The following is a 20,755-nucleotide window of genomic DNA, read 5'->3' on the forward strand; positions in this document are numbered from 1 at the left end:
CCATCTAAGATGCTGATTTGCTTCGTCTTCCGCGTTCGTCGGCCCCGCCCTTCAGGCTGGTGCTCGAAGGCGAAATCGGCTAAGCCTGCCGGCAACGAGATGTGAGCCCGCGCGGGCCGCGACGAGAGACAGACCTTGGCAGAGAACGACCCGACCGGCGCTCCCCCGCCCGCGACCGACATCAAGCCCGTCTCGATCACCGACGAGATGCGCCAGTCCTACCTGGCCTACGCGATGAGCGTCATCGTCAGCCGGGCGCTGCCGGACGCGCGCGACGGCCTGAAGCCGGTGCATCGCCGCATCCTGTACTCCATGTACGAGAACGGCTACCTGCCGGACCGCAAGTACGTGAAGTCGGCGCGCATCGTCGGCGACGTGATGGGTCAGTACCACCCGCACGGCGACCAATCGATCTACGACGCCCTCGTCCGCATGGCGCAGGACTTCGCCATGCGGCTGATGCTGGTCGACGGCCAGGGCAATTTCGGCTCGGTCGACGGCGACCCGCCGGCGGCGATGCGCTACACCGAATCGCGCTTGGCCAAGCCCGCGATGTCGCTCCTCGAGGACATCGACAAGAACACCGTCGACTTCAACCCGAACTACGACGAGTCGAAGGACGAGCCGGCGGTCCTGCCCGCCCGCTTCCCCAACCTCCTCGTCAACGGCGCCGGCGGCATCGCGGTCGGCATGGCGACCAACATCCCGCCGCATAACCTTGGCGAGGTGATCGACGGCTGCATCGCGCTCATCGACGACCCGGCGCTGACGATCGAGGGCCTGAACGACATCATCCCGGGCCCTGATTTCCCGACCGGCGGCGCGATCCTCGGGCGCTCGGGCACCCGCTCGGCCTACATGACCGGCCGCGGCTCGGTGATCATGCGGGCGAAGTCCCACATCGAGGAGCTGCGCAAGGAGCGCGAGGCGCTGATCTTCACCGAGATCCCGTATCAGGTGAACAAGGCCTCGCTGGTCGAGAAGATCGCCGACCTCGTGCGCGAGAAGCGCGTCGAGGGCATCGCAGATCTTCGCGACGAATCCGACCGCGACGGCATGCGCATCGTCGTCGAGCTGAAGCGCGACGCCGTCGCCGACGTGGTCCTGAACCAGCTCTACCGCTACACCCCGCTGCAGACGAGCTTCGGCTGCAACATGGTGGCGCTGAACGGCGGCCGGCCCGAGCTCCTCAACATCAAGGACCTGATCCAGGCCTTCATCGACTTCCGCGAGGAGGTCGTGTCGCGCCGCACCAAGTTCCTGTTGAACAAGGCGCGCGAGCGGGCCCACGTCTTGTGCGGTCTCGCCATCGCGGTCGCCAACATCGACGAGGTGATCCGGCTGATCCGCACCTCGCCGGATCCGAACTCGGCCCGCGAGGCCCTGATGTCCCGCGACTGGCCGGCCGAGGACATCGCGCCGCTGATCGCGCTCGTCGACGACCCGCGCCACCGCCTGCGCGAGGACGGCACCTACCGCCTGTCCGAGACCCAGGCCCGCGCCATCCTCGATCTGCGCCTGCAGCGCCTGACCGCGCTCGGCCGCGACGAGATCGGCGACGAGCTGAAGCGCCTCGCCGACGAGATCGCCGACTACCTCGACATCCTGCGCTCGCGCGCCCGCATCATGGGCATCGTCAAGCACGAACTGGCGGAAGTCCGGGCCGAGTACGCGACCCCGCGCAGGACCGAGATCCTCGACTGGGATTCGAGCGTCGAGGACGAGGACCTGATCCAGCGCGAGGACATGGTCGTGACCGTGTCGCACGCCGGCTACATCAAGCGCGTCCCGCTCTCGACCTACCGGGCCCAGCGCCGCGGCGGCAAGGGCCGGGCCGGCATGTCGATGCGCGACGAGGATTTCGTCACCCGCCTCTTCGTTGCCAACACCCACACGCCGGTACTGTTCTTCTCCTCGCAGGGCCAAGCCTACAAGGAGAAGGTGTGGCGGCTGCCGCTCGCGGCGCCGAACGCGCGCGGCAAGGCGCTCGTCAACATCCTGCCCCTCGACCAGGGCAAGGAGCGCATCACCACCATCATGCCGCTGCCCGAGGACGAGGCGTCCTGGGAAACCCTCGACGTGATGTTCGCCACGGCATCCGGCAGCGTGCGGCGCAACAAGCTGTCCGACTTCGTGCAGGTGAACCGCAACGGCAAGATCGCGATGAAGCTCGACGAGGGCGACCACATCGTCCACGTCGAGATCTGCACCGAGGCCGACGACGTGCTGCTGACCACCGGCGCGGGCCAGTGCATCCGCTTCCCGGTCACCGACGTGCGGGTGTTCAAGGGACGCGACTCGACCGGCGTGCGCGGCATCAACCTCGCCAAGGGCGATCGCATCATCTCGATGACGATCCTGCGCCACTTCGAGGCCTCGCCCGAGGAGCGCCAGGCCTACCTCAAGCGCGCCAACGCCGACCGGCGCGCCACCGGCGAGGCGATAGAGCTGCCCGCCGCGCCCGAGCCGGAGGCCGAGGAGAACGCCGCCGCGATCGACCTCGACCAGGACCGCTACATCGCCATGGGGGCGGCGGAGCAGTTCGTCCTCACCCTGTCGGAGCGCGGCTTCGGCAAGCGCACCTCGTCCTTCGAGTACCGGATCTCGGGCCGGGGCGGTAAGGGCATCAAGGCGATGGAGGTCAATGCCCGCAACGGCACCCTCGTCGCCTCGTTCCCGGTCGAGACCAGCGACCAGATCATGCTGGTGACGGATGCCGGCAAGCTGATCCGCGTGCCCGTCGACGACATCCGGGTCGTCGGCCGCGCCTCGCAGGGCGTCACGGTGTTCAACACCGACAAGACCGAGAAGGTGGTGTCGGTCGAGCACATCGAGGGCGAAGGCGAGGCGGAAGCCGACGTCGAGGGCGAGGCCGGGGAGGGCGAGGAGGCCTGATCGGGGCTTCCATCGCGCAGGATGAGGCGACGCCGCGTCCGCCAGGGTCGTCCCTGCGGGCGCGGCGTTCTTCGTTCCGTAGGCTTGGTTCCCCAAGCCTCGGTCCCCAAGCCTCGGTCCCCACGTTTCGATCCCACGCCCGCACGGGATCCCGCACCCCGGACCCGCCCGGGGAAGGGGGTCGCAGGCCGCCCCGGGGCATCGCGGGCGGGCGTCGCGGCGAGCCAAGCGAGTGTCGCTGGCGTGGCAGCGGGGCGGGGGGACGGCGGCGATAGTCGGGGCACCAGGATTGGCTTTCGGAGGCCACCGATGCTCGACGTGACGCCGACCCCCTTGCAGCGCCTCCTGCGGGAGCGCCGTCGCGGCTACAGCCTGCCGGCCGCGTTCTACGTCAGCCCGGAGGTCTTCCAGGCCGACATGGACGTCATCTTCGGCCGGCACTGGATCTATGTCGGCGTCGCCCCCGACGTGCCGGAGGCCGGCGACGTCATGGTGGTCGATATCGGCACCACCTCGGTGGCGATCGTGCGCGACGACGACAACGAGATCCGCGCCTTCCACAACGTCTGCCGGCACCGCGGCGCGCGTCTCGTCCACGAGGAGAAGTCGACGGTCGGCAACCTCGTCTGCCGCTACCATTCCTGGACCTACGACCTGACCGGCGACCTCGTCCACGCCGACCACATGGGGCCCGACTTCAAGAAGGGCTGCCACGGCCTCAAGCCGGTCCACATCCGCTCGCTCGCCGGCCTGCTGTTCATCTGCCTCGCCGACGAGCCGCCGGCGGATTTCGACGAGATGTCGGCCCGGCTCACCCCCTACATCGCGCCCCACGCGATCGAGAACACCAAGGTCGCGTTCCAGAAGGACATCATCGAGCCCGGCAACTGGAAGCTCACGATGGAGAACAACCGCGAGTGCTACCATTGCGGCGGCAACCATCCCGAGCTGACCGTGCCGCTCTTCGCCTACGGCTTCGGCTTCGCCCCCGAGGAGATGAGCGAGCATGACCGTGCCGAGGCCGAGCGCTACGGCTGCCTGCTCAAGACCCGGCACGCCGAGTGGGAGGCCGACGGCCTGCCCTCGCGCGAGATCGACGAACTCGACACGATGATCTCGGGCTTCCGCACCGAGCGGCTGCCGCTCGACGGCGAGGGCGAGTCCCACACCCTCGACACCAAGGCGGCCTGCAGGAAGCTGCTCGGGACGCTCACCAACGCCAAGCTCGGCGGCCTGTCGGTCTGGACCCAGCCGAATTCCTGGCACCACTTCCTCGGCGACCACATCGTCACCTTCTCGGTGCTGCCGCTCGACGCCGAGCGCTCGCTCTTGCGCACCAAGTGGCTGGTCCACAAGGACGCGGTCGAGGGCGTCGATTACGACCTCGCCAACCTGACCGGCGTCTGGGAGGCCACCAACGACCAGGACAGCGAGCTCGTCGGCATCTGCCAGCAGGGCGTGAAGAGCCCGGCCTACGAGCCCGGGCCCTACTCGCCCAACACCGAGATGCTCGTCGAGAAGTTCTGCAACTGGTACGTCGGCCGCATGGCCGCGCATCTCGAGCGCTGACGATGGCGTCCGCCCCCGCCCCGCGCGAACCGGCCGCCGCGCGCCTCGCCGCCAGCTCCCCCTGGGACGCGGAGGCCGACGACACCCTGGTCTGCCTCGCCGTGCGCCAGGAGACGCACGACGTGAAGACCTTCGTGCTCGCCGCGCCGGAGCCCCGGCGCTACGCCTACGCGCCGGGCCAGTTCCTGACCTTCGCCTTCGAGATCGGCGGCGAGACGGTGCATCGCTGCTACACCCTCTCCTCGGCGCCGACCCGGCCGCACGCCGTGTCGATCACCGTGAAGCGCGTGCCGGGCGGGCCGGTCTCGAACTGGCTGCACGATACCCTGAAGCCCGGCGACACCGTGCGGGCGCTCGGGCCGATGGGCGAGTTCACCTGCTTTGCCCACCCGGCGCAGAAGTACCTGCTGCTCTCGGGCGGCAGCGGCGTCACCCCGATGATGGCGATGGCGCGCACCTTCCACGATCTCGGCGAGAGCCGCGACGTTGCCTTCGTCCACTCCGCCCGCACGCCCGCCGACATCGTCTTCCGCGGCGAACTGGAGACGATGGCCCGCCTCGACCCGGCCTTCCGCGTCCACGCGATCTGCGAGGCCGACGCGCCGGACGAGGCGTGGGCCGGACCGAAGGGGCGGCTGTCGCCGGCGATCCTGCGCGAGGCGGTGCCGGACTTCCTCGAGCGCGAGGTCTTCGTCTGCGGTCCCGCCCCCTACATGGCGGCGGTCCGGGCGATGCTCTCCGAGGCCGGCTTCGACATGGCCCGCCACCACGAGGAGAGCTTCGACTTCGGCGCCCTGCCCGAGGCCGACCGCGCGGCGGCGGCGCAGGCCGAGCAGGCCCTCGACGCCGAGGGCCAGGACCAGCCCCTTGCCGCGCCGGTGACCCGAACCTTCCGGGTCGAGTTCGCCAAGACCCGCCGGGTGCTCGACTGCCCGGAGGATTCGACGGTGCTCGACGCCGCCCGCAGGGCCGGGATCCGGCTGCCCTCGTCCTGCGCCAAGGGCCTGTGCGGCACCTGCAAGTCCAAGGTCACCTCGGGCACGGTCGCGATGGCCCATGCGGGCGGCATCCGCCAGCGCGAGATCGACGCCGGCATGGCGCTGCTGTGCTGCTCCAAGCCCACGAGCGACCTCGTCGTCGAACGCTGAGGGCGGGCGCCGGCCCGCGCCGCGCCCGGTTCCCTGCCGCGAGCCCACATTCCTCGCCCAAAAACTCCTCGCTAGAGCCTTCGGGAGTCGTCTCGTGATCGCCAATGCCGACGCGCTTCTGAAGCCCCTCACCATCAAGGGCCTCACCATCCGCAACCGGGTGATGTCCACCAGCCACGCGCCGGGCTACGGCCGGGACGGCAAGCCGCAGGAGCGCTACCAGCTCTACCACGCCGAGAAGGCGAAGGGCGGCATCGGGCTCACCATGTTCGGCGGCTCGTCCTCGGTCGCGCCCGACAGCCCGGCCGCGCCCTGGAACCAGATCTCGGTCGCCGACGATTCGGTGATCCCGTATTTCCGCCAGTTCGCCGACCGGGTGCACGAGCACGGCGGCAAGCTGATGATCCAGCTCACCCATATGGGCCGGCGCACCAAGTGGGATACCGAGCACTGGCTCCCCACGGTCTCTCCCTCGCCCCGGCGCGAGCCGGCCTCCCGCACCCTCCCCAAGGAGATGGAGGAGGAGGACATCGCCCGGGTGGTAAAGAGCTTCGCGCAGGCCGCGCGCCGCTGCCGCGAGGGCGGGCTCGACGGTTGCGAGGTCTCGGCGGCCCACGGCCACCTGATCGACCAGTTCTGGTCGCCCAGCGTCAACCAGCGCACCGACAAGTACGGCGGCAGCCTGGAGAACCGGATGCGCTTCGGCATCGAGGTGCTGGAGGCGATGCGGGCCGAGGCCGGCGACGACTACGTCATCGGCATCCGCATGTCCGGCGACGAGATGATCGCCGACGGCCTCAGCCAGGAGGATTGCCTGGCGATCGCCACCGAGTACGCCAGGCGCGGCCTCGTCGACTTCCTCAACGTGCTCGGCGGCCAGGCGCGCGACCACATCGCCCACGCGATCTCGCTGCCCAACATGTCGTTCCCGGTGGCGCCGTTCCTGTTCCTGCCGAGCGCGATCAAGCGCGAGGTCGACGTGCCGGTGTTCCATGCCCAGCGCGTCACCGATCTGGCCACCGCGGCCCGCGCCGTCGCCGACGGCCACGTCGACATGGTGGCGATGACCCGCGCCCACATCGCCGACCCGCATCTGGTGAAGAAGCTCTCCGAGGGGCGGGCCGACGACATCCGCCAATGCGTGGGTGCGGGCTACTGCATCGACCGGATCTATGTCGGCGGCGACGCGCTCTGCATCCAGAACGCCGCCACCGGCCGCGAGGCGACGATGCCGCACGAGATCCGCAAGGCGGATGTGCGCCGGCGCGTCGTGGTGGTCGGTGCCGGGCCCGGCGGGCTCGAGGCGGCCCGGGTCTGCGCCGAGCGCGGCCATGCCGTGGTGCTGTTCGAGAAGAGCGGCCAGGCCGGCGGCCAGATCGGGCTCGCGGCCAAGGCCGGCTGGCGCGAGGCGATGTCGGGCATTCCGCGCTGGCTCGTCGCGCAGGTCACGAAGCTCGGGGTGGACCTGCGGCTCAACACCGAGGCGACCGAGGCGGCGGTGCTCGCCGAGAAGCCCGACGTCGTCATCGTGGCGACCGGCGGCACCCCGTTCCGCGGCCACGCCAAGGGGGCCGAGCAGCACGCCGTCACCACCGCCGAGGTGCTGTCGGGCGCGGTCGAGCCGACCGGCTCGGTCCTGCTCTACGACGAGATGGGCCAGCACAACGCCTCGTCGGTGGCCGAACTTCTCGCCAAGCGCGGCTGCCTCGTCGAGGTCGCCACCCACGACCGGATGGTGGCCGAGGAGGTCGGCACCACCAACCAGCCGATCCACCTGCGCGAGCTCTACAAGCTCGGCGTCGTGATGACGCCGAACATGGAGCTGATCGAGATCTACCCCGAGGGCAACCGCTTCGTCGCGGCACTCCGCAACACCATGACGGATGCCGAGGAGGAGCGCCTCGTCGACCGGATCGTGGTCGATCACGGCACGCTGCCGGTGGAGGGGCTCTACCGGGCGCTGAAGGCCTCGTCCGTCAATCGCGGCCAGACCGACCAGGACGCGATGCTGCGCGGCGAGCCCCAGCCCTACGACCTCTCCCGGGGCTACGCCCTGTACCGGATCGGCGACGCGGTGGCCGGCCGCAACATCCATGCGGCGATCTACGACGCCTTGAGGCTGTGCAAGGACCTCTGACGCCGCTCGGCTCCCGCTCACCCCGATCCCGCCGCCCGCTCCCGGACGACATGGCATGACCGGCCCCGTCTCGTTGACCACGGTGTTTCCCGGCCTCGTCTGGGCGATGGCGGCGCTCGCCCTCGTCCAGGTCCTGCGCCGCGCCGCCCTCTGGCGGGCCGGGGCCGCCGCCTCCGTGCCGTGGCTCTCCGGCCTCGCCAGCCTGCCGCGGCGCTACCTCGTCGACGTCCACCACGTCGTCGCGCGGGACGGCTACGCCTCGCGGATGCACGCGGTGGTGGCCGGCGGGATGCTGGCGGCCTCGCTCCTGACGGCGCTCGCGATCCTGCCGCCCCTCGGCGGCTTCCGGCCCTACTGGGGCGTCGTCGCGGCGGCCTTCGGGGTCATGGCGGCGGGGTCCCTGATGGTCGGGGCGCGGCGCTACCCGGTGAAGAAGCCCCGCCTCTCCGCTGGGCGGTTCCAGATCCTGCCGTTCCTGCTCCTCGCCTACGCCCTCGGCGGCACGCTCACCGCCCTGCTGCTGGCCCTCGGCGCCGGCGGGATCGCGCTCCCCTTCACCCTGGCGCTGGCGGCCGCCGGCGGGCTCGGCCTGGCCTTCGAGGTGCGGCACGGGCCGATGCGCCACGCCGCGGCCGGCGCGCTGCACCTCGTCGCCCATCCGCGGCCCGGCCGCTTCGCGGGCCGCCCCGACACCGCGCTCCAGCCCCTCGATCTCGACGCGCCCCGCCTCGGCGCCGAGATGCCGGCGGACTTCACCTGGAACCGGCTCCTGTCCTACGACGCCTGCGTCAGCTGCGGGCGTTGCGAGACCGCCTGCCCGGCCTTCGCGGCGGGCCAGCCCCTGAACCCGAAGAAGCTGATCCAGGACCTCGTCGCCGGGCTCTCGCCGGCGGAACCCGCCTATGCCGGCGCGCCCTATCCGGGCGGCCGGGACGCGATGGGCGGGCGCGGGGCGCTGATCGAACTCGTCGGGCCCGAGGCCCGGATCCACCCCGACACGCTGTGGTCCTGCACCACCTGCCGGGCCTGCGTCGAGGAATGCCCGATGATGATCGAGCATGTCGACGCCGTGGTATCGTTGCGCCGCAGCCAGACTCTCGAGCTCGGAGCCCTGCCCGAGAAGGCGGTCGGACCGGTGACCGAGCTGCGCCAGGCCGGCGAGGCCGGCGGGCGCCCGCTCGCCGCCCGCACCGACTTCGCCGCCGGCCTCGACCTGCCGGTACTGGCGCCCCGCGGGCGGACGGACGTGCTGCTGTGGCTCGGCGAGGGCGCCTACGACCTGCGCTACGGCCGCAGCTTGCGGGCCCTGGTGCGGCTCCTGCGGCAGGCCGGCGTCGATTTCGCGGTGCTCGGGCCCGAGGAGCGCGACACCGGCGACCTCGCCCGGCGCCTCGGCGACGAGGCGACCTTCCAGGCCCTCGCCAAGGCCAACATCGCGACCCTGGCCGCCCGCGATTTCGGCCGCATCGTCACCGCCGATCCGCACGCGCTCCACGCCCTGCGCAACGAGTACCCGGCCTTCGGCGGACGCTACGCGGTGATGCACCACACCGCCTTCCTGCTCGAGCTGATCCGCGCCGGGCGCCTCGCCCCGGGCCGCCTCTCTGACGTCTCGGTGACCTACCACGATCCCTGCTACCTCGCCCGCTACAACGGAGAGACCGAGGCACCCCGCGCCGTCCTCGACGCGATCGGCGTCTCGCGGGTCGAGATGGCCCGCTCGGGCCGCCGGGCGATGTGCTGCGGCGGCGGCGGCGGTGCGCCGGTGAGCGACGTGCCGGGCGAGCGCCGGATCCCGGACCTGCGCATGGCGCAGGCGGCGGAGACCGGGGCCGGCATCGTCGCGGTCGCCTGTCCGTCCTGCACGGCGATGCTGGAGGGCGTGCCCGACCGCAAGGCCGAGATCCGCGACATCGCCGAGCTGCTGCTCCAGGCGGTGGAGGCGGGACGATGACCCGCCCGCGCCGCGACCCCCGTGCCGAGCGCGCCGCGCTCCTCGTCGCCACCGGGGAGGGGACCCGCCCCCGCCTCGACCGGACCGTCCGCCGCGACGGGGGGGGCCGGCTCCGTCGCGACCCCCGGCGCGAGCGCGACGGCCAGCGCGTGCCGGGGGTCCTGCGCCCGCGCTACGACCTGAGCCAGGTCTCACGGCCCGAGGCGGGACCCGTCCACGAGGCGCCGCGCACGGTGCAGGCCCCGGTGCCGACGGTCGTCGTCCTCGACGCGCCGGCCTTCCTGGTCCTGGTCGTGCCCGACGCGGCGGGCGGCCGGCTCACGCCCCACGACCGCCAGGTCCTCGGAGCCGCCCGCGTGCTCGCCGGCCGCGAGGGCGGCGTGGCGATCCTGGCACCCGGGACCTGCGAGGGGAGCGGGCCGGCCGGGGCCGACCGCCTGGTCCGGCTCGACGACAAGGGCGGCGACGCTCTCGGGGACTGCGATCCTGGGGGCTACGATCCCGCCGGCCGGGCGGCCCTGGTCGCGGAGGCGATCGCGGAACTCAGCCCCCGCCACGTCCTGTTTCCCGAATCCCCGGACGGCGGCGACCTCGCCCGGCGCGTCGCGGTGCGGCTGCGCCAACCGCTCTTCTCCGACGTCGAGGCCGTCGCCGCCGGTTCCATTGCCCGTCCGGCGCACGGGCGCCGCGTCGAGCAGCGGACGGCGCCGGGTTTGCTCGTCACGCTCGCGGCCGACGCGGTGGCCGAGTATGCCGGGCCGCCGCGCGAGGCGCGGGAGATTCCGGTCCGTATCGAGACGCTCGCCCGCGCCGCGCCCGCGATCCTGTCGGCGACGACGATTCCCGCCGATCCCGCCACGGTACCCCTCGGTCTGGCGAGCTTCGTCGCCGCCGCCGGCAGCGGCGTCACCGACCTCGCGACCTTCCGGGAGGTCGTCGCGGCGCTGCACGCGACGCCGGGCGCGAGCCGGGTCCTGTGCGATGCCGGGCTGATGCCGCGATCGAGCCAGGTCGGCGCGTCGGGCACCGTGCTCGCCGCGACCTGCTACGTCGCGCTCGGCATCTCGGGCGCCCCCCAGCACCTGCAGGGCGTCGCGGGCTGCGAGCATGTCGTGGCGGTCAACACCGACCTGCACGCGGCGATGATCGAGCGCGCCGGCCTCGCCATCGTGCAGGACGCGCAAGCCGTCATGCCGGCCCTGCTACGGCTCCTGACGCAGGACGCGGGCCCGACGCGAGACGCCCCATGAGAATCGCGGTCCTTCTCTCAGCCGGCCGTCATCCGGTCTCCGGCGCCCCCGTCCTGCCCCGGCTGGAGGCGCAGGCCATCCGCCTCGCCGTCGGGCTCGGCGAGGCGCACGAGGTCGTCGGCCTCCATGCCGGCCCCGACGCCGCCGCGGTGGCCGAGGGCCTGGGCCAGGGGCTCGCCCGGATCGAGCACCTGACCGTCGCCGCCGAGGCCGATCCGGTGCCGGCGCTCGCCGCGCGCCTGGCGGCGCTCGCGCCCGACCTGATCCTCGCCGGACGGCGCGGGCAGGGCGGGCCCGAGACCGGGCTCGTGCCCTACGGGCTGGCCGAGGCCCTCGACCTTCCGCTGATCCCCGACGTCATCGGCCTCGCCCCCGAGGCGGCGGACCGGCTGAGCCTCGACCAGAGCCTCGGCCGCGGCGCCCGGCGGCGGGTGATCCTCGGCGGTCCCGTCCTGGCGACGGTGCATCCCGACGCACCGGCGCCGCTCGCCTACGCGTATGGCCGGGCGCGCCGCGGTGCGTTCGAGCCCGTCGCGGTCGCGCCGGTCGAGGTATCGCCGGGGCTCGCCGCGGAGGCGGGCGCCCTCCCGGCGATCGAGGAACGGCCCTATCGCCGCCGGCCGAAGCTGGTGAAGGGCGCGCCCGCCGGCGGCTCGGCGGCCGAGCGCCTGAAGGCGGCGACCGGGGAGGCGGGGGCCTCGGCCGGCGGCCGCCTCCTGGTGCAGCCCGATCCCGACGAGGCGGCACGCGAGATTCTCGCTTATCTGCGTCAGGTCGGCGTGCTCGCCGCACCCCGTCCCACCGACGATCCACGATGAGACCGACCATGCCCCTGACCTCGGACGACCTCCTGGCGCGCCTGCGCGAGCGCGCCATCCCCTACACGCTCTACGAGCATCCGCCGGTCCTGACCGTCGAGGCGATGATGGCGGCCTGCGGCGACATCGCGGGCGCGCACACAAAGAACCTCTTCCTGCGCGACGGGAAGAAGACCTACTTCCTGGTCACGCTGCACCACGACGCGCAGGTCGACCTCAAGGGCTTCCGGTCGGTTCTCGGCGCCCGCGGCGGCCTGTCCTTCGCCAGCGCGGACGCCCTGCGCGAGCAGCTCGGCGTCGAGAGCGGCGCCGTCTCGCCGCTCGCCGCCCTCAACGCCGCGCCGGGCGCCGTGAAGGTGTTCATCCAGGACGCGCTGCTCGCCGAGGAGCGGATCAACGTCCACCCGCTGGTGAACGACCGCACCCTCTCGCTGAACCCCGCCGACCTTCTGGCCGCCCTGCGGGCCGAGGGGCACGCGCCGGAGCCGTTCGGGCTGCCGGGCGGGACGGGGGACGAGGCGGCGGCCTGAGGCGGAGACCCCCGCTCCGTCGCGGGGTGGGCCCCGATCGACCTCGCGCTCCGCGCGGTCTGGCGTGACTGAGCCGGAGCGTGTGACGCGCATCGCCCGCTGGCGCTGCCACGGCAAGTTTTTCGGTCCCGAGACCATGGCCCGATCAAGGCCGGCGGCCGGGACCGCTCCGTCGCAAGGGGGAGCAGACGCGCACCGCCGGCGACCAAGGCACCCTCTCAGACCGGCTCCCGGCGCCCCGGCGCCTCGCTGCTGCGAACGGACCCGCCGCGCGGCGCGCGGGGCGCGGGCGTCGAGGACTTGCGCTCGGCGCTCGGCGGGCGGCCGAAATGGTCGACATAGGCCTTGGAGAAATGCGACGCCGACGAGAAGCCGCATTCGAGCGCGACGGTGAGGAGCGGCATCGCCGTCTGGCGGATCAGGTGGCGGGCGTGGTCGAGGCGCACGTGCAGGTAGTGCTTGGCCGGCGAGCAGCCGAGATACTTGAGGAAGAGCCGTTCGAGCTGGCGCTTCGACAGCCGCACGGTGTCGGCCAGAGCCTGGCTGCCGAGCGGCTCGGCGAAGGTCTCCTCCATCAGGGCCACCACCTGCAGGAGCTTGGGGTGGGCCACGCCGAGCCGCATGCGCAGGTCCATCCGCTGGCGCTCGTCGGCCTCTCGGATGCGGTGGTGGATCAGCTGGTCGGCGACCTCGGAGGCGAGGCCCGGCCCGTGCGCCCGGGCGATGAGCGACAGCATCATGTCGGCCGCCGCGGTCCCGCCGGCGCAGGTGTAGCGGGTACGGTCGATCTCGAACAGGTCGGAGCCGATCTCCAGCGATTCGTGCTCGGAGGCGAGGCTCGCGAGGTTCTCCCAGTGGATCGTCGCCCGGTAACCGTTGAGAAGCCCGGCCTTGGCCAGCACGTAGGTGCCGGTGCAGACCGCCCCGATCGCCGCACCGCGGGACGCGCTCCGGCGCAGGGTGCCCTGGAGCGCGAGGTGGTCGTGGCGGTGGATGTCGAGCCCGCCGCAGACGATGAGCATGTCGAGCCCCTGCGCCTCCTCGAACCGGCCCGTCACCTTGACCTCGACGCCGTTCGAGGCCTCGCAGGTCGTCCCGTCCGCCGACCACAGACCATAGCGGTAGAGCTCGCGCCCTGCCGCACGGTTCGCGAGCCGCAGCGGCTCGATCGCCGAGGTAAAGGCGATCATCGAGAACTGCGCCACCAGCATGAAGCCGACCGAGGTCGTCTCCACCACCTCAGCGGTCCCGTGTCCGGCCTGTTCCATCGCCCGCGCTCCGGTCCTCTGCATCACTTCCGCTCCGGCGAAGCGAGACTCGTTCCAGGTTACCCGATCCCGCGGGGAATCGCAGCCGGGCGGCGCGGCCCTGCACCGGCGTCGCAAATCTCAAACTCGCGGTCGCCGTCGGAAAAGCCCGGCCGGGGCGTGCGGCCGATGATCCCTCAACACAGCGAGGCTGACCGATGCGCCGCTTTTCCCTCACGTCGCTGCTCTCCGAATCCCTGAAGGGACACCAGGGCTGGGGCCGCCAGTGGCGGGATCCGCAGCCCAAGGCGGAGTACGACGTCGTCATCGTCGGCGGCGGCGGGCACGGCCTCGCCACGGCCTACTACCTCGCCACCGTGCACGGCATCACCAACGTGGCGGTGCTGGAGAAGGGCTGGATCGGCGGCGGCAACACCGGCCGCAACACCACGATCATCCGCTCGAACTACCTCTACGACGAGAGCGCCGCGCTCTACGAGCACGCCCTCAAGCTGTGGGAGGGCCTGTCGCAGGAGCTGAACTACAACGTGATGTTCTCGCAGCGCGGCGTCCTGATGCTCGCGCACAACATCCACGACGTTCAGAGCTTCAAGCGCCACGTCTACGCCAACCGCCTCAACGGCATCGACAACGAGTGGCTGTCGAAGGAGGAGTGCAAGGCGTTCTGTCCGCCGATCGAGATCTCGGACAAACTCCGTTACCCCGTCCTCGGCGGCGCGCTGCAGCGCCGGGCCGGCACCGCCCGCCACGACGCGGTGGCCTGGGGCTACGCCCGCGGCGCCGATGCCCGCGGCGTCGACATCATCCAGAACTGCGAGGTCAAGGGCATCCGCCGCGACGCCTCCGGGGCGGCGATCGGTGTCGAGACGACCCGCGGCTTCATCAAGGCCGGGCGCATCGGCGTGGTGGCGGCCGGCCACACCTCGACCGTGATGGCGATGGCCGACGTGCGCATGCCGCTCGAGAGCTACCCTCTCCAGGCCCTGGTCTCGGAGCCGGTCAAGCCCGTCTTCCCCTGCGTGGTGATGTCGAACGCGGTCCATGCCTACATCTCGCAGTCGGACAAGGGCGAGCTGGTCATCGGCGCCGGCACCGACCAGTACACGTCCTACAGCCAGCAGGGCGGTCTCCACATCACCACCCACACGCTCGACGCGATCTGCGAGCTGTTTCCGCAATTCACCCGGATGCGGATGCTGCGCTCCTGGGGCGGCATCGTCGACGTGACGCCGGACCGTTCGCCGATCATCGGCAAGACCCCGGTCCGGAACCTGTTCGTCAATTGCGGCTGGGGCACCGGCGGCTTCAAGGCGACCCCGGGCTCGGGCCACGTCTTCGCCTACACGCTCGCCACCGGCACGCCGCACGCGATCAACGCGCCCTTCACCCTGGAGCGCTTCCGCACCGGGCGCCTGATCGACGAGGCCGCGGCCGCCGCCGTCGCGCATTGACGCGGGCCCGGACGGCGACGCCCGGCGCACCCCGACACACTCGAGACGCGACGCCCCTCTCCCTCCTTCTTCCGCCGCCACGAGGCGCCCGATGCTGCTGATCGCCTGCCCCCATTGCGGCAACCGACCCGAGACCGAGTTCCGGTGCGGCGGCCAAGCCCACATCGTCCGCCCCGTCGATCCGGCCGCCCTCGACGACCAGTCCTGGAGCGAGCACCTCTTCGTCCGGTCGAACCCCCGCGGCGTGCACGCCGAGCGGTGGTGCCACAGCCACGGCTGCGGGCGCTGGTTCAATGCGCTGCGCGACACCGTGAGCGACCGCTTCCTCGAGACCTACCCGGCGGGGGCGCAGCCGACCCGGTCGTCCGAGATCACCTCCCCGGAGGTCCCCGCAACCGTGACCCAGTCCACCGTGACGCAAGCGAGGGCGTGATGGCGCAGCCGTTCAGAACCTCCCGGGGCGGCCGCATCGACCGCGCACGCCCGATCCGCTTCTCGTTCAACGGCCGCACCGTCGAGGGCTACCACGGCGACACCGTCGCCTCGGCGCTCCTGGCCAACGGCATCCACCTCGTCGGGCGCTCGTTCAAGTACCACCGGCCGCGGGGCATCCTGAGCCACGGGCCCGACGAGCCGAGCGCGCTGCTCTCGGTCGATCGCGGCCCGGGCCGGGTCGATCCGAACAACCGCGCCTCGGTGGTCGAGGCGCGCGACGGGCTCAAGACCCTGTCGCAGAACCACTGGCCCTCGCTCGAGGTCGATGTCGGCGAGGTCAACGACCTCCTGTCGCCGGTCTTCGTCGCCGGCTTCTACTACAAGACCTTCATGTGGCCCCGGAAGTTCTGGGACAAGGTCTACGAGCCGGTGATCCGCGCGGCCGCCGGCCTCGGCAAGGCGCCGGTGGCGGCCGATCCCGACCGCTACGCCAACCGCCACGCCCATTGCGACGTGCTGGTGGTCGGCGCCGGCCCCGCGGGCCTCGCGGCGGCTCTGGCGGCGGCGCGCACCGGCAAGCGGGTGATCCTCGCCGACGAGGGCCCCGAGCCCGGCGGCTCGCTCCTGCACGACCTGACCTCGCAGGTCGACGGGCGGCCCGCCGCCGTCTGGCTCGCCGAGACCCTGACCGATCTCGACGCGCGCGAGAACGTCATCCTGCTGCCGCGCACCACCGCGTTCGGCTACTACAACCACAACCACGTCGCGCTCGCGGAGCGCGTCACCGACCACCTGCCGGCGGGCGGCGGGCAGGCCCCGCGCGAGCGGCTCTGGCAGGTGCGGGCCGGCGAGGTGGTGCTGGCCGGCGGCGCGCACGAGCGGCCCCTGGTCTTTTCCGACAACGACCGGCCGGGCGTGATGCTGGCCGAGAGCGTGCGGGTCTTCGCCAACCGCTACGGCGTGCTGCCGGGCCGGCGCATCGTGTTCGCGACGACCGGCGCCTCGGCCTACCGGGCCGCGCTCGACGCCAAGGCGGCCGGCGCCGAGGTCACCCTCGTCGACCTGCGGCTCGAGGCCGATTGCGGGGCGGAGCCGGCGGAGCTGCGCGCGGCCGGGATCGAGGTCCTGACCGGCCACACCGTGCTCGGCGCCAAGGGGCGCAAGCGCGTGACCGGGCTCGTCGTCGCGCCGATCGGCCCGGAGGGGCGCATCGGCGCCTCCCGCCTCCTCTCCTGCGACTGCGTCGGCATGTCGGGCGGCTGGACGCCGGCCGTGCACCTGTTCTCGCAATCCCGCGGCAAGCTCGTCTACGAGCCCGGCCTCGATGCCTTCGTGCCCGGCACCTCGGCGCAGGCCGAGCGCTCGGCGGGTGCGGCGAAGGGCACCTACGACCTCGCCGCCTGCCTGGCCGAGGGCGACGCGGCGGGGGCCGAGGCGGCGGGCTCGCAGGAGCGGCGCGCCCTCGCGGCGACGCCGACCGCCACCGGCTTCCAGCCGGCGCGGGTGATGCCGACGAATGCCGACCCGACCAAGGTCCGGGCCTTCGTCGACTTCCAGAACGACGTCACAGCCAAGGACATCAAGCTCGCGGTGCGCGAGGGCTTCCACTCGATCGAGCACGTCAAGCGGTACACCACGACCGGCATGGCGACCGACCAGGGCAAGACCTCGAACATGAACGCGCTCGGCATCGTCGCCGGTCAGCTCGACAAGACCCTGCCGGGGGTCGGCACCACGACGTTCCGGCCGCCCTACACCCCCGTGACCTTCGGCACCCTGGTCGGCCCGGCGCGCCACGCCCTGTTCGACCCGATCCGCACCACGCCGATCCACGGCTGGGCCGAGGCCCACGGCGCCCTGTTCGAGAACGTCGCCCTGTGGCGGCGCGCCTGGTACTTCCCCAAGCCGGGCGAGGACCTGCACGCGGCGGTGGCCCGCGAGTGCAAGGCGGTGCGCGAGGGCGTCGGCATCTTCGACGCCTCGACGCTCGGCAAGATCGAGATCGTCGGCCCGGACGCGGCCGAGTTCATGAACCGGATGTACATCAACCCCTGGGCCAAGCTCGAACCCGGCCGCTGCCGCTACGGGCTGATGCTCAAGGAGGACGGCTACATCCTCGACGACGGCGTCGTCGCCCGGGTCTCGCCCGAGTGCTTCCACGTCACCACCACGACCGGCGGCGCCGCCCGGGTGCTCGCCCACATGGAGGACTACCTCCAGACCGAGTGGCACGACCTCGACGTCTTCCTGACCTCGACCACCGAGCAATGGGCGGTGATCGCCCTCCAGGGTCCGAAGGCCCGCGCGGTGATCGAGCCCCTGGTGGACGGCATCGACCTGTCGCCGCAGGCCTTCCCCCACATGGCGATGCGCTCGGGCACGATCTGCGGCGTGCCGACCCGGCTGTTTCGGGTGTCGTTCACCGGCGAGCTCGGCTTCGAGATCAACGTGCCCTCCGACCAGGCGCTCGCCGTCTGGGAGGCGATCATGGAGGCCGGCCGGCCGCACGGGATCACCCCGTACGGCACCGAGACGATGCACGTCCTGCGCGCCGAGAAGGGCTACATCATCGTCGGCCAGGAGACCGACGGCACGGTAACGCCGGACGACGTGGGCCTGGCCGGCATGATCGCCAAGGCGAAGAAGGACTTCGTCGGCAAGCGCTCCCTCGCGCGGCCCGACGTGGTCGCGAAGGGCCGCAAGCAGCTGATCGGCCTCGTCACCGACGACCCGAAGGTCGTCCTCGACGAGGGCGCCCAGATCGTCGCCGATCCGGGCCAGCCGATCCCGATGCGGATGCTCGGCCACGTCACGTCGAGCTACTGGAGCGCCAATTGCAACCGCTCCATCGCCCTCGCCCTCGTGGCGGACGGCCGCGACCTCATGGGGCGGACGCTCCACGTCACGACCCCGGACGGCTTCACCACCGCCACGGTGGCCGAGCCGGTATTCCTCGATCCCAAGGGGGAGCGCATCAATGCTTGAGGTCCGCTACCGCACCGCCCGCACCCTGCCGCTCGGGCGCCCGGTGGCGCCCGCCCTGCCCCGCGGCGGCATCCTGATCCAGCCGGCCGAGGCCGAGGCGCGGTTCTCCCTGCGCCTGCGCGGGCCCCTCTCGCCCGGCGGCTTCCCCCTCGACCGGCCGATCAACACGGTGACGGGCGACGACCGGCGCTGGGTGGCGCGGCTCGGGCCCGACGAGTGGCTGATCGGGATGCCCGAGGGCGAGGCCGACCTCCTCGCCGAGGCCGCGGCCGCCGACCTCCGGGGCCGCGCCCACTCGCTCGTCGACATCTCGCACCGCAACGTCGGCATCGACGTCACCGGCGCGCTGGCGGCGGATGTCCTCAACGCCGGCTGCCCGCTCGATCTCGGCGACGCCGCCTTTCCGCCGGGCAGCGCGACCCGCACCCTGCTCGGCAAGGCCGAGATCGTGCTCATCCGCCATGCCGGCGCGGTGCCGTCCTACCGGGTCGAGTGCTGGCGCTCGTTCGCGACCTACGTGCACGGCTTCCTTCAGGAGGCCGCCATCGCGGCCCAGCCGGTGGAGCGGGTCCCCGCCCGATGATCAGCGCCTTCGATCTGTTCAAGATCGGCATCGGCCCGTCGAGCTCGCACACGATCGGCCCGATGGTCGCCGCGCGCCGCTTCCGCGAGCGCGTGGCGGCCCTGCCCGGCGCGGCGCGGGTCACCGCGGAGATCTTCGGGTCGCTGGCCTGGACCGGGCGCGGCCACGCCACCGACGTGGCGATCTTCCTGGGGCTTCTCGGGCACGAGCCCGCCACCGTCGATCCCGACCGGGTGGCGGAGTACATCGGAATCCTGGCGGAGACCGGCGAGATCGGACTGCCGGGGCTCGTCTTCGAGCCCGCCCGCGACCTCGCGCTCAACTTCACCGAGGTCCTGCCGCGCCACACCAACGGGATGCGGTTCCGCGCCTTCGACGCGGCGGGCGCCCTCCTCGACGAGGTGGTGTGCTACTCAGTCGGCGGCGGCTTCGTCGAGGAGGAGGGCGATGCGGGCCCGGCGGGGATCGAAGCCGCTCCGGTTCCCTACCCGTTCGACAGCGGGGCCGACCTCCTGCGGATCTGCGCCGAGACCGGCCTGTCGATCCCGCAGGTCCAGATGGCCAACGAGCGCGCCCTGCGCGGCCAGGGAGAGATCGAGGACGGCCTCGACGCGATCCGCGACGCGATGCTCGCCTGCATCGCCCGCGGCCTGCGGATGGACGGGGAGCTGCCCGGCGGCCTCAAGGTGCGCCGGCGCGCCCGGCGCCTGCACGAGACGCTGGAGGCCAAGAAGCTCGCCAACAGCCGGCCGGCCCACGAGATCATGGACTGGATCGGCCTGTTCGCGCTCGCGGTGAACGAGGAGAACGCCTCGGGCGGGCGCGTGGTCACGGCCCCGACCAACGGGGCGGCCGGGATCGTGCCGGCGGTCCTGCGCTACATCGTCGATTTCTGCCCGGACTGGAGCGAGGCCCGCGGCCGCGACTACCTGCTCGCGGCGGCCGCGATCGGCGGGCTGATCAAGCGCCGCGCCTCGATCTCGGGCGCCGAGGTCGGCTGCCAGGGCGAGGTCGGCTCGGCCGCCGCGATGGCGGCGGCGGGGCTCGCGGCGGTGCTGGGCGGCTGCCCGCGCCAGGTGGCGAACGCGGCCGAGATCGCGATGGAGCACCATCTCGGCATGACCTGCGACCCGATCGGCGGCCTCGTCCAGATTCCCTGCATCGAGCGCAACGCCTTCGGGGCCAACAAGGCGGTGGCGGCGGCCTCCCTGGCGCTGCACGGCGACGGGGTGCACTTCGTCAGCCTCGATCAGGTCATCGAGACGATGCGCCAGACCGGCCACGACATGCAGGACAAGTACAAGGAGACGTCGCTGGGCGGGCTGGCCGTCAACGTGTCGGCGTGCTGATAGGGAGGCTGCTCGATCCATTCGAGAAATGAATTTTTATTCGGGTTTCAGTATTAAATTTTGCATCAAAAACCGTTCTAACAAGCATTTTGTATCTCTCGTAATCGATGTCTTAATATACTACTTAAATTATTCAGACAGTATTTTATAACTCACAGCCCCACTTCGAGTCTGGTTGATATTATACCGAGTTTGATCTTCGGTCCCAAAATTTCATAATTAGATTGTGTGTTGGAGGTAAGATTGTCCGTTGATCTATTGAGTATGTTAAAGGTGCTCTGACGAGCGCGTACCCACGATCCTGTCGGCGCCGCGTGCGCGCAGGGTCGCACCCTGCCGCGAGCGGCACGCAGCGGGGCAGGAGGCGCCACGGCGCTGGGGCG

General features: G+C 71.8%; 14 protein-coding genes. 13 read left to right on the plus strand and 1 reads right to left on the minus strand.

Annotation, left to right across the window (positions count from 1 at the left end; translation table 11 throughout):
- The first annotated feature begins 135 nt into the window (after window positions 1–135).
- From gyrA to HPY23_RS19265, 8 genes are all read left to right on the plus strand, one after another.
- The gene (gyrA, locus tag HPY23_RS19230; protein WP_060848983.1) at window positions 136–2,895 is read left to right on the plus strand and encodes a DNA gyrase subunit A; all 2,760 of its coding nucleotides are present in this window, start codon (window positions 136–138) and stop codon (window positions 2,893–2,895) included.
- A 309-nt stretch (window positions 2,896–3,204) separates the two neighbouring features.
- On the plus strand, window positions 3,205–4,464 hold the full coding sequence (locus tag HPY23_RS19235) for an aromatic ring-hydroxylating oxygenase subunit alpha (RefSeq protein WP_091888138.1): 1,260 nt from the start codon (window positions 3,205–3,207) through the stop codon (window positions 4,462–4,464).
- A gap of 2 nt (window positions 4,465–4,466) precedes the next feature.
- Entirely contained in the window at window positions 4,467–5,612 is a 1,146-nt protein-coding gene (locus tag HPY23_RS19240) for an FAD-binding oxidoreductase (protein ID WP_091888136.1), read from the plus strand.
- A gap of 94 nt (window positions 5,613–5,706) precedes the next feature.
- The gene (locus tag HPY23_RS19245) at window positions 5,707–7,749 is read left to right on the plus strand and encodes an oxidoreductase (protein WP_091888134.1); all 2,043 of its coding nucleotides are present in this window, start codon (window positions 5,707–5,709) and stop codon (window positions 7,747–7,749) included.
- Between the two features lie 55 nt (window positions 7,750–7,804).
- Window positions 7,805–9,703 carry a DUF3483 domain-containing protein gene (locus tag HPY23_RS19250; RefSeq protein ID WP_091888132.1) on the plus strand — a complete coding sequence of 633 codons (1,899 nt, stop codon included), beginning with the start codon at window positions 7,805–7,807 and terminating at the stop codon, window positions 9,701–9,703.
- Entirely contained in the window at window positions 9,700–10,953 is a 1,254-nt protein-coding gene (locus HPY23_RS19255) for an electron transfer flavoprotein subunit alpha/FixB family protein (RefSeq protein ID WP_091888130.1), read from the plus strand. The genes HPY23_RS19250 and HPY23_RS19255 overlap by 4 nt, the downstream gene beginning before the upstream one ends.
- Window positions 10,950–11,771, plus strand: a complete 822-nt coding sequence (locus tag HPY23_RS19260; protein ID WP_091888128.1) for an adenine nucleotide alpha hydrolase family protein — start codon at window positions 10,950–10,952, stop codon at window positions 11,769–11,771. Before HPY23_RS19255 ends, HPY23_RS19260 begins: the two co-directional genes overlap by 4 nt.
- A gap of 8 nt (window positions 11,772–11,779) precedes the next feature.
- Complete coding sequence (locus HPY23_RS19265) at window positions 11,780–12,301, plus strand: prolyl-tRNA synthetase associated domain-containing protein (protein WP_091888126.1); 522 nt, start codon at window positions 11,780–11,782, stop codon at window positions 12,299–12,301.
- 218 nt (window positions 12,302–12,519) lie between these two features.
- Here the strand turns inward: HPY23_RS19265 and HPY23_RS19270 are convergent, their stop codons facing one another.
- Complete coding sequence (locus HPY23_RS19270; RefSeq protein WP_236012718.1) at window positions 12,520–13,569, minus strand: GlxA family transcriptional regulator; 1,050 nt, start codon at window positions 13,567–13,569, stop codon at window positions 12,520–12,522.
- 197 nt (window positions 13,570–13,766) lie between these two features.
- On the opposite strand from HPY23_RS19270, the gene HPY23_RS19275 reads away from it, so the two are divergent.
- The 5 genes from HPY23_RS19275 (at window position 13,767) to HPY23_RS19295 (ending at window position 20,372) form a co-directional block, all read left to right on the plus strand.
- Window positions 13,767–15,020 carry a sarcosine oxidase subunit beta family protein gene (locus HPY23_RS19275; RefSeq protein WP_091888124.1) on the plus strand — a complete coding sequence of 418 codons (1,254 nt, stop codon included), beginning with the start codon at window positions 13,767–13,769 and terminating at the stop codon, window positions 15,018–15,020.
- A 91-nt stretch (window positions 15,021–15,111) separates the two neighbouring features.
- A complete protein-coding gene (locus tag HPY23_RS19280; RefSeq protein WP_091888122.1) occupies window positions 15,112–15,453 on the plus strand; it encodes a sarcosine oxidase subunit delta in 342 nt (113 codons plus the stop codon).
- Window positions 15,453–18,440: a sarcosine oxidase subunit alpha family protein gene (locus HPY23_RS19285; protein WP_091888120.1), complete on the plus strand. Its 2,988-nt coding sequence runs from the start codon at window positions 15,453–15,455 to the stop codon at window positions 18,438–18,440. The genes HPY23_RS19280 and HPY23_RS19285 overlap by 1 nt, the downstream gene beginning before the upstream one ends.
- A complete protein-coding gene (locus tag HPY23_RS19290; protein WP_060848972.1) occupies window positions 18,433–19,023 on the plus strand; it encodes a sarcosine oxidase subunit gamma in 591 nt (196 codons plus the stop codon). Before HPY23_RS19285 ends, HPY23_RS19290 begins: the two co-directional genes overlap by 8 nt.
- Window positions 19,020–20,372, plus strand: a complete 1,353-nt coding sequence (locus HPY23_RS19295; RefSeq protein WP_091888118.1) for an L-serine ammonia-lyase — start codon at window positions 19,020–19,022, stop codon at window positions 20,370–20,372. The genes HPY23_RS19290 and HPY23_RS19295 overlap by 4 nt, the downstream gene beginning before the upstream one ends.
- The last annotated feature ends 383 nt before the right edge of the window (window positions 20,373–20,755 follow it).

The organism is Methylobacterium ajmalii, from assembly GCF_016613415.1.
In the GTDB taxonomy this organism is placed as follows: Bacteria; Pseudomonadota; Alphaproteobacteria; order Rhizobiales; family Beijerinckiaceae; genus Methylobacterium; species Methylobacterium ajmalii.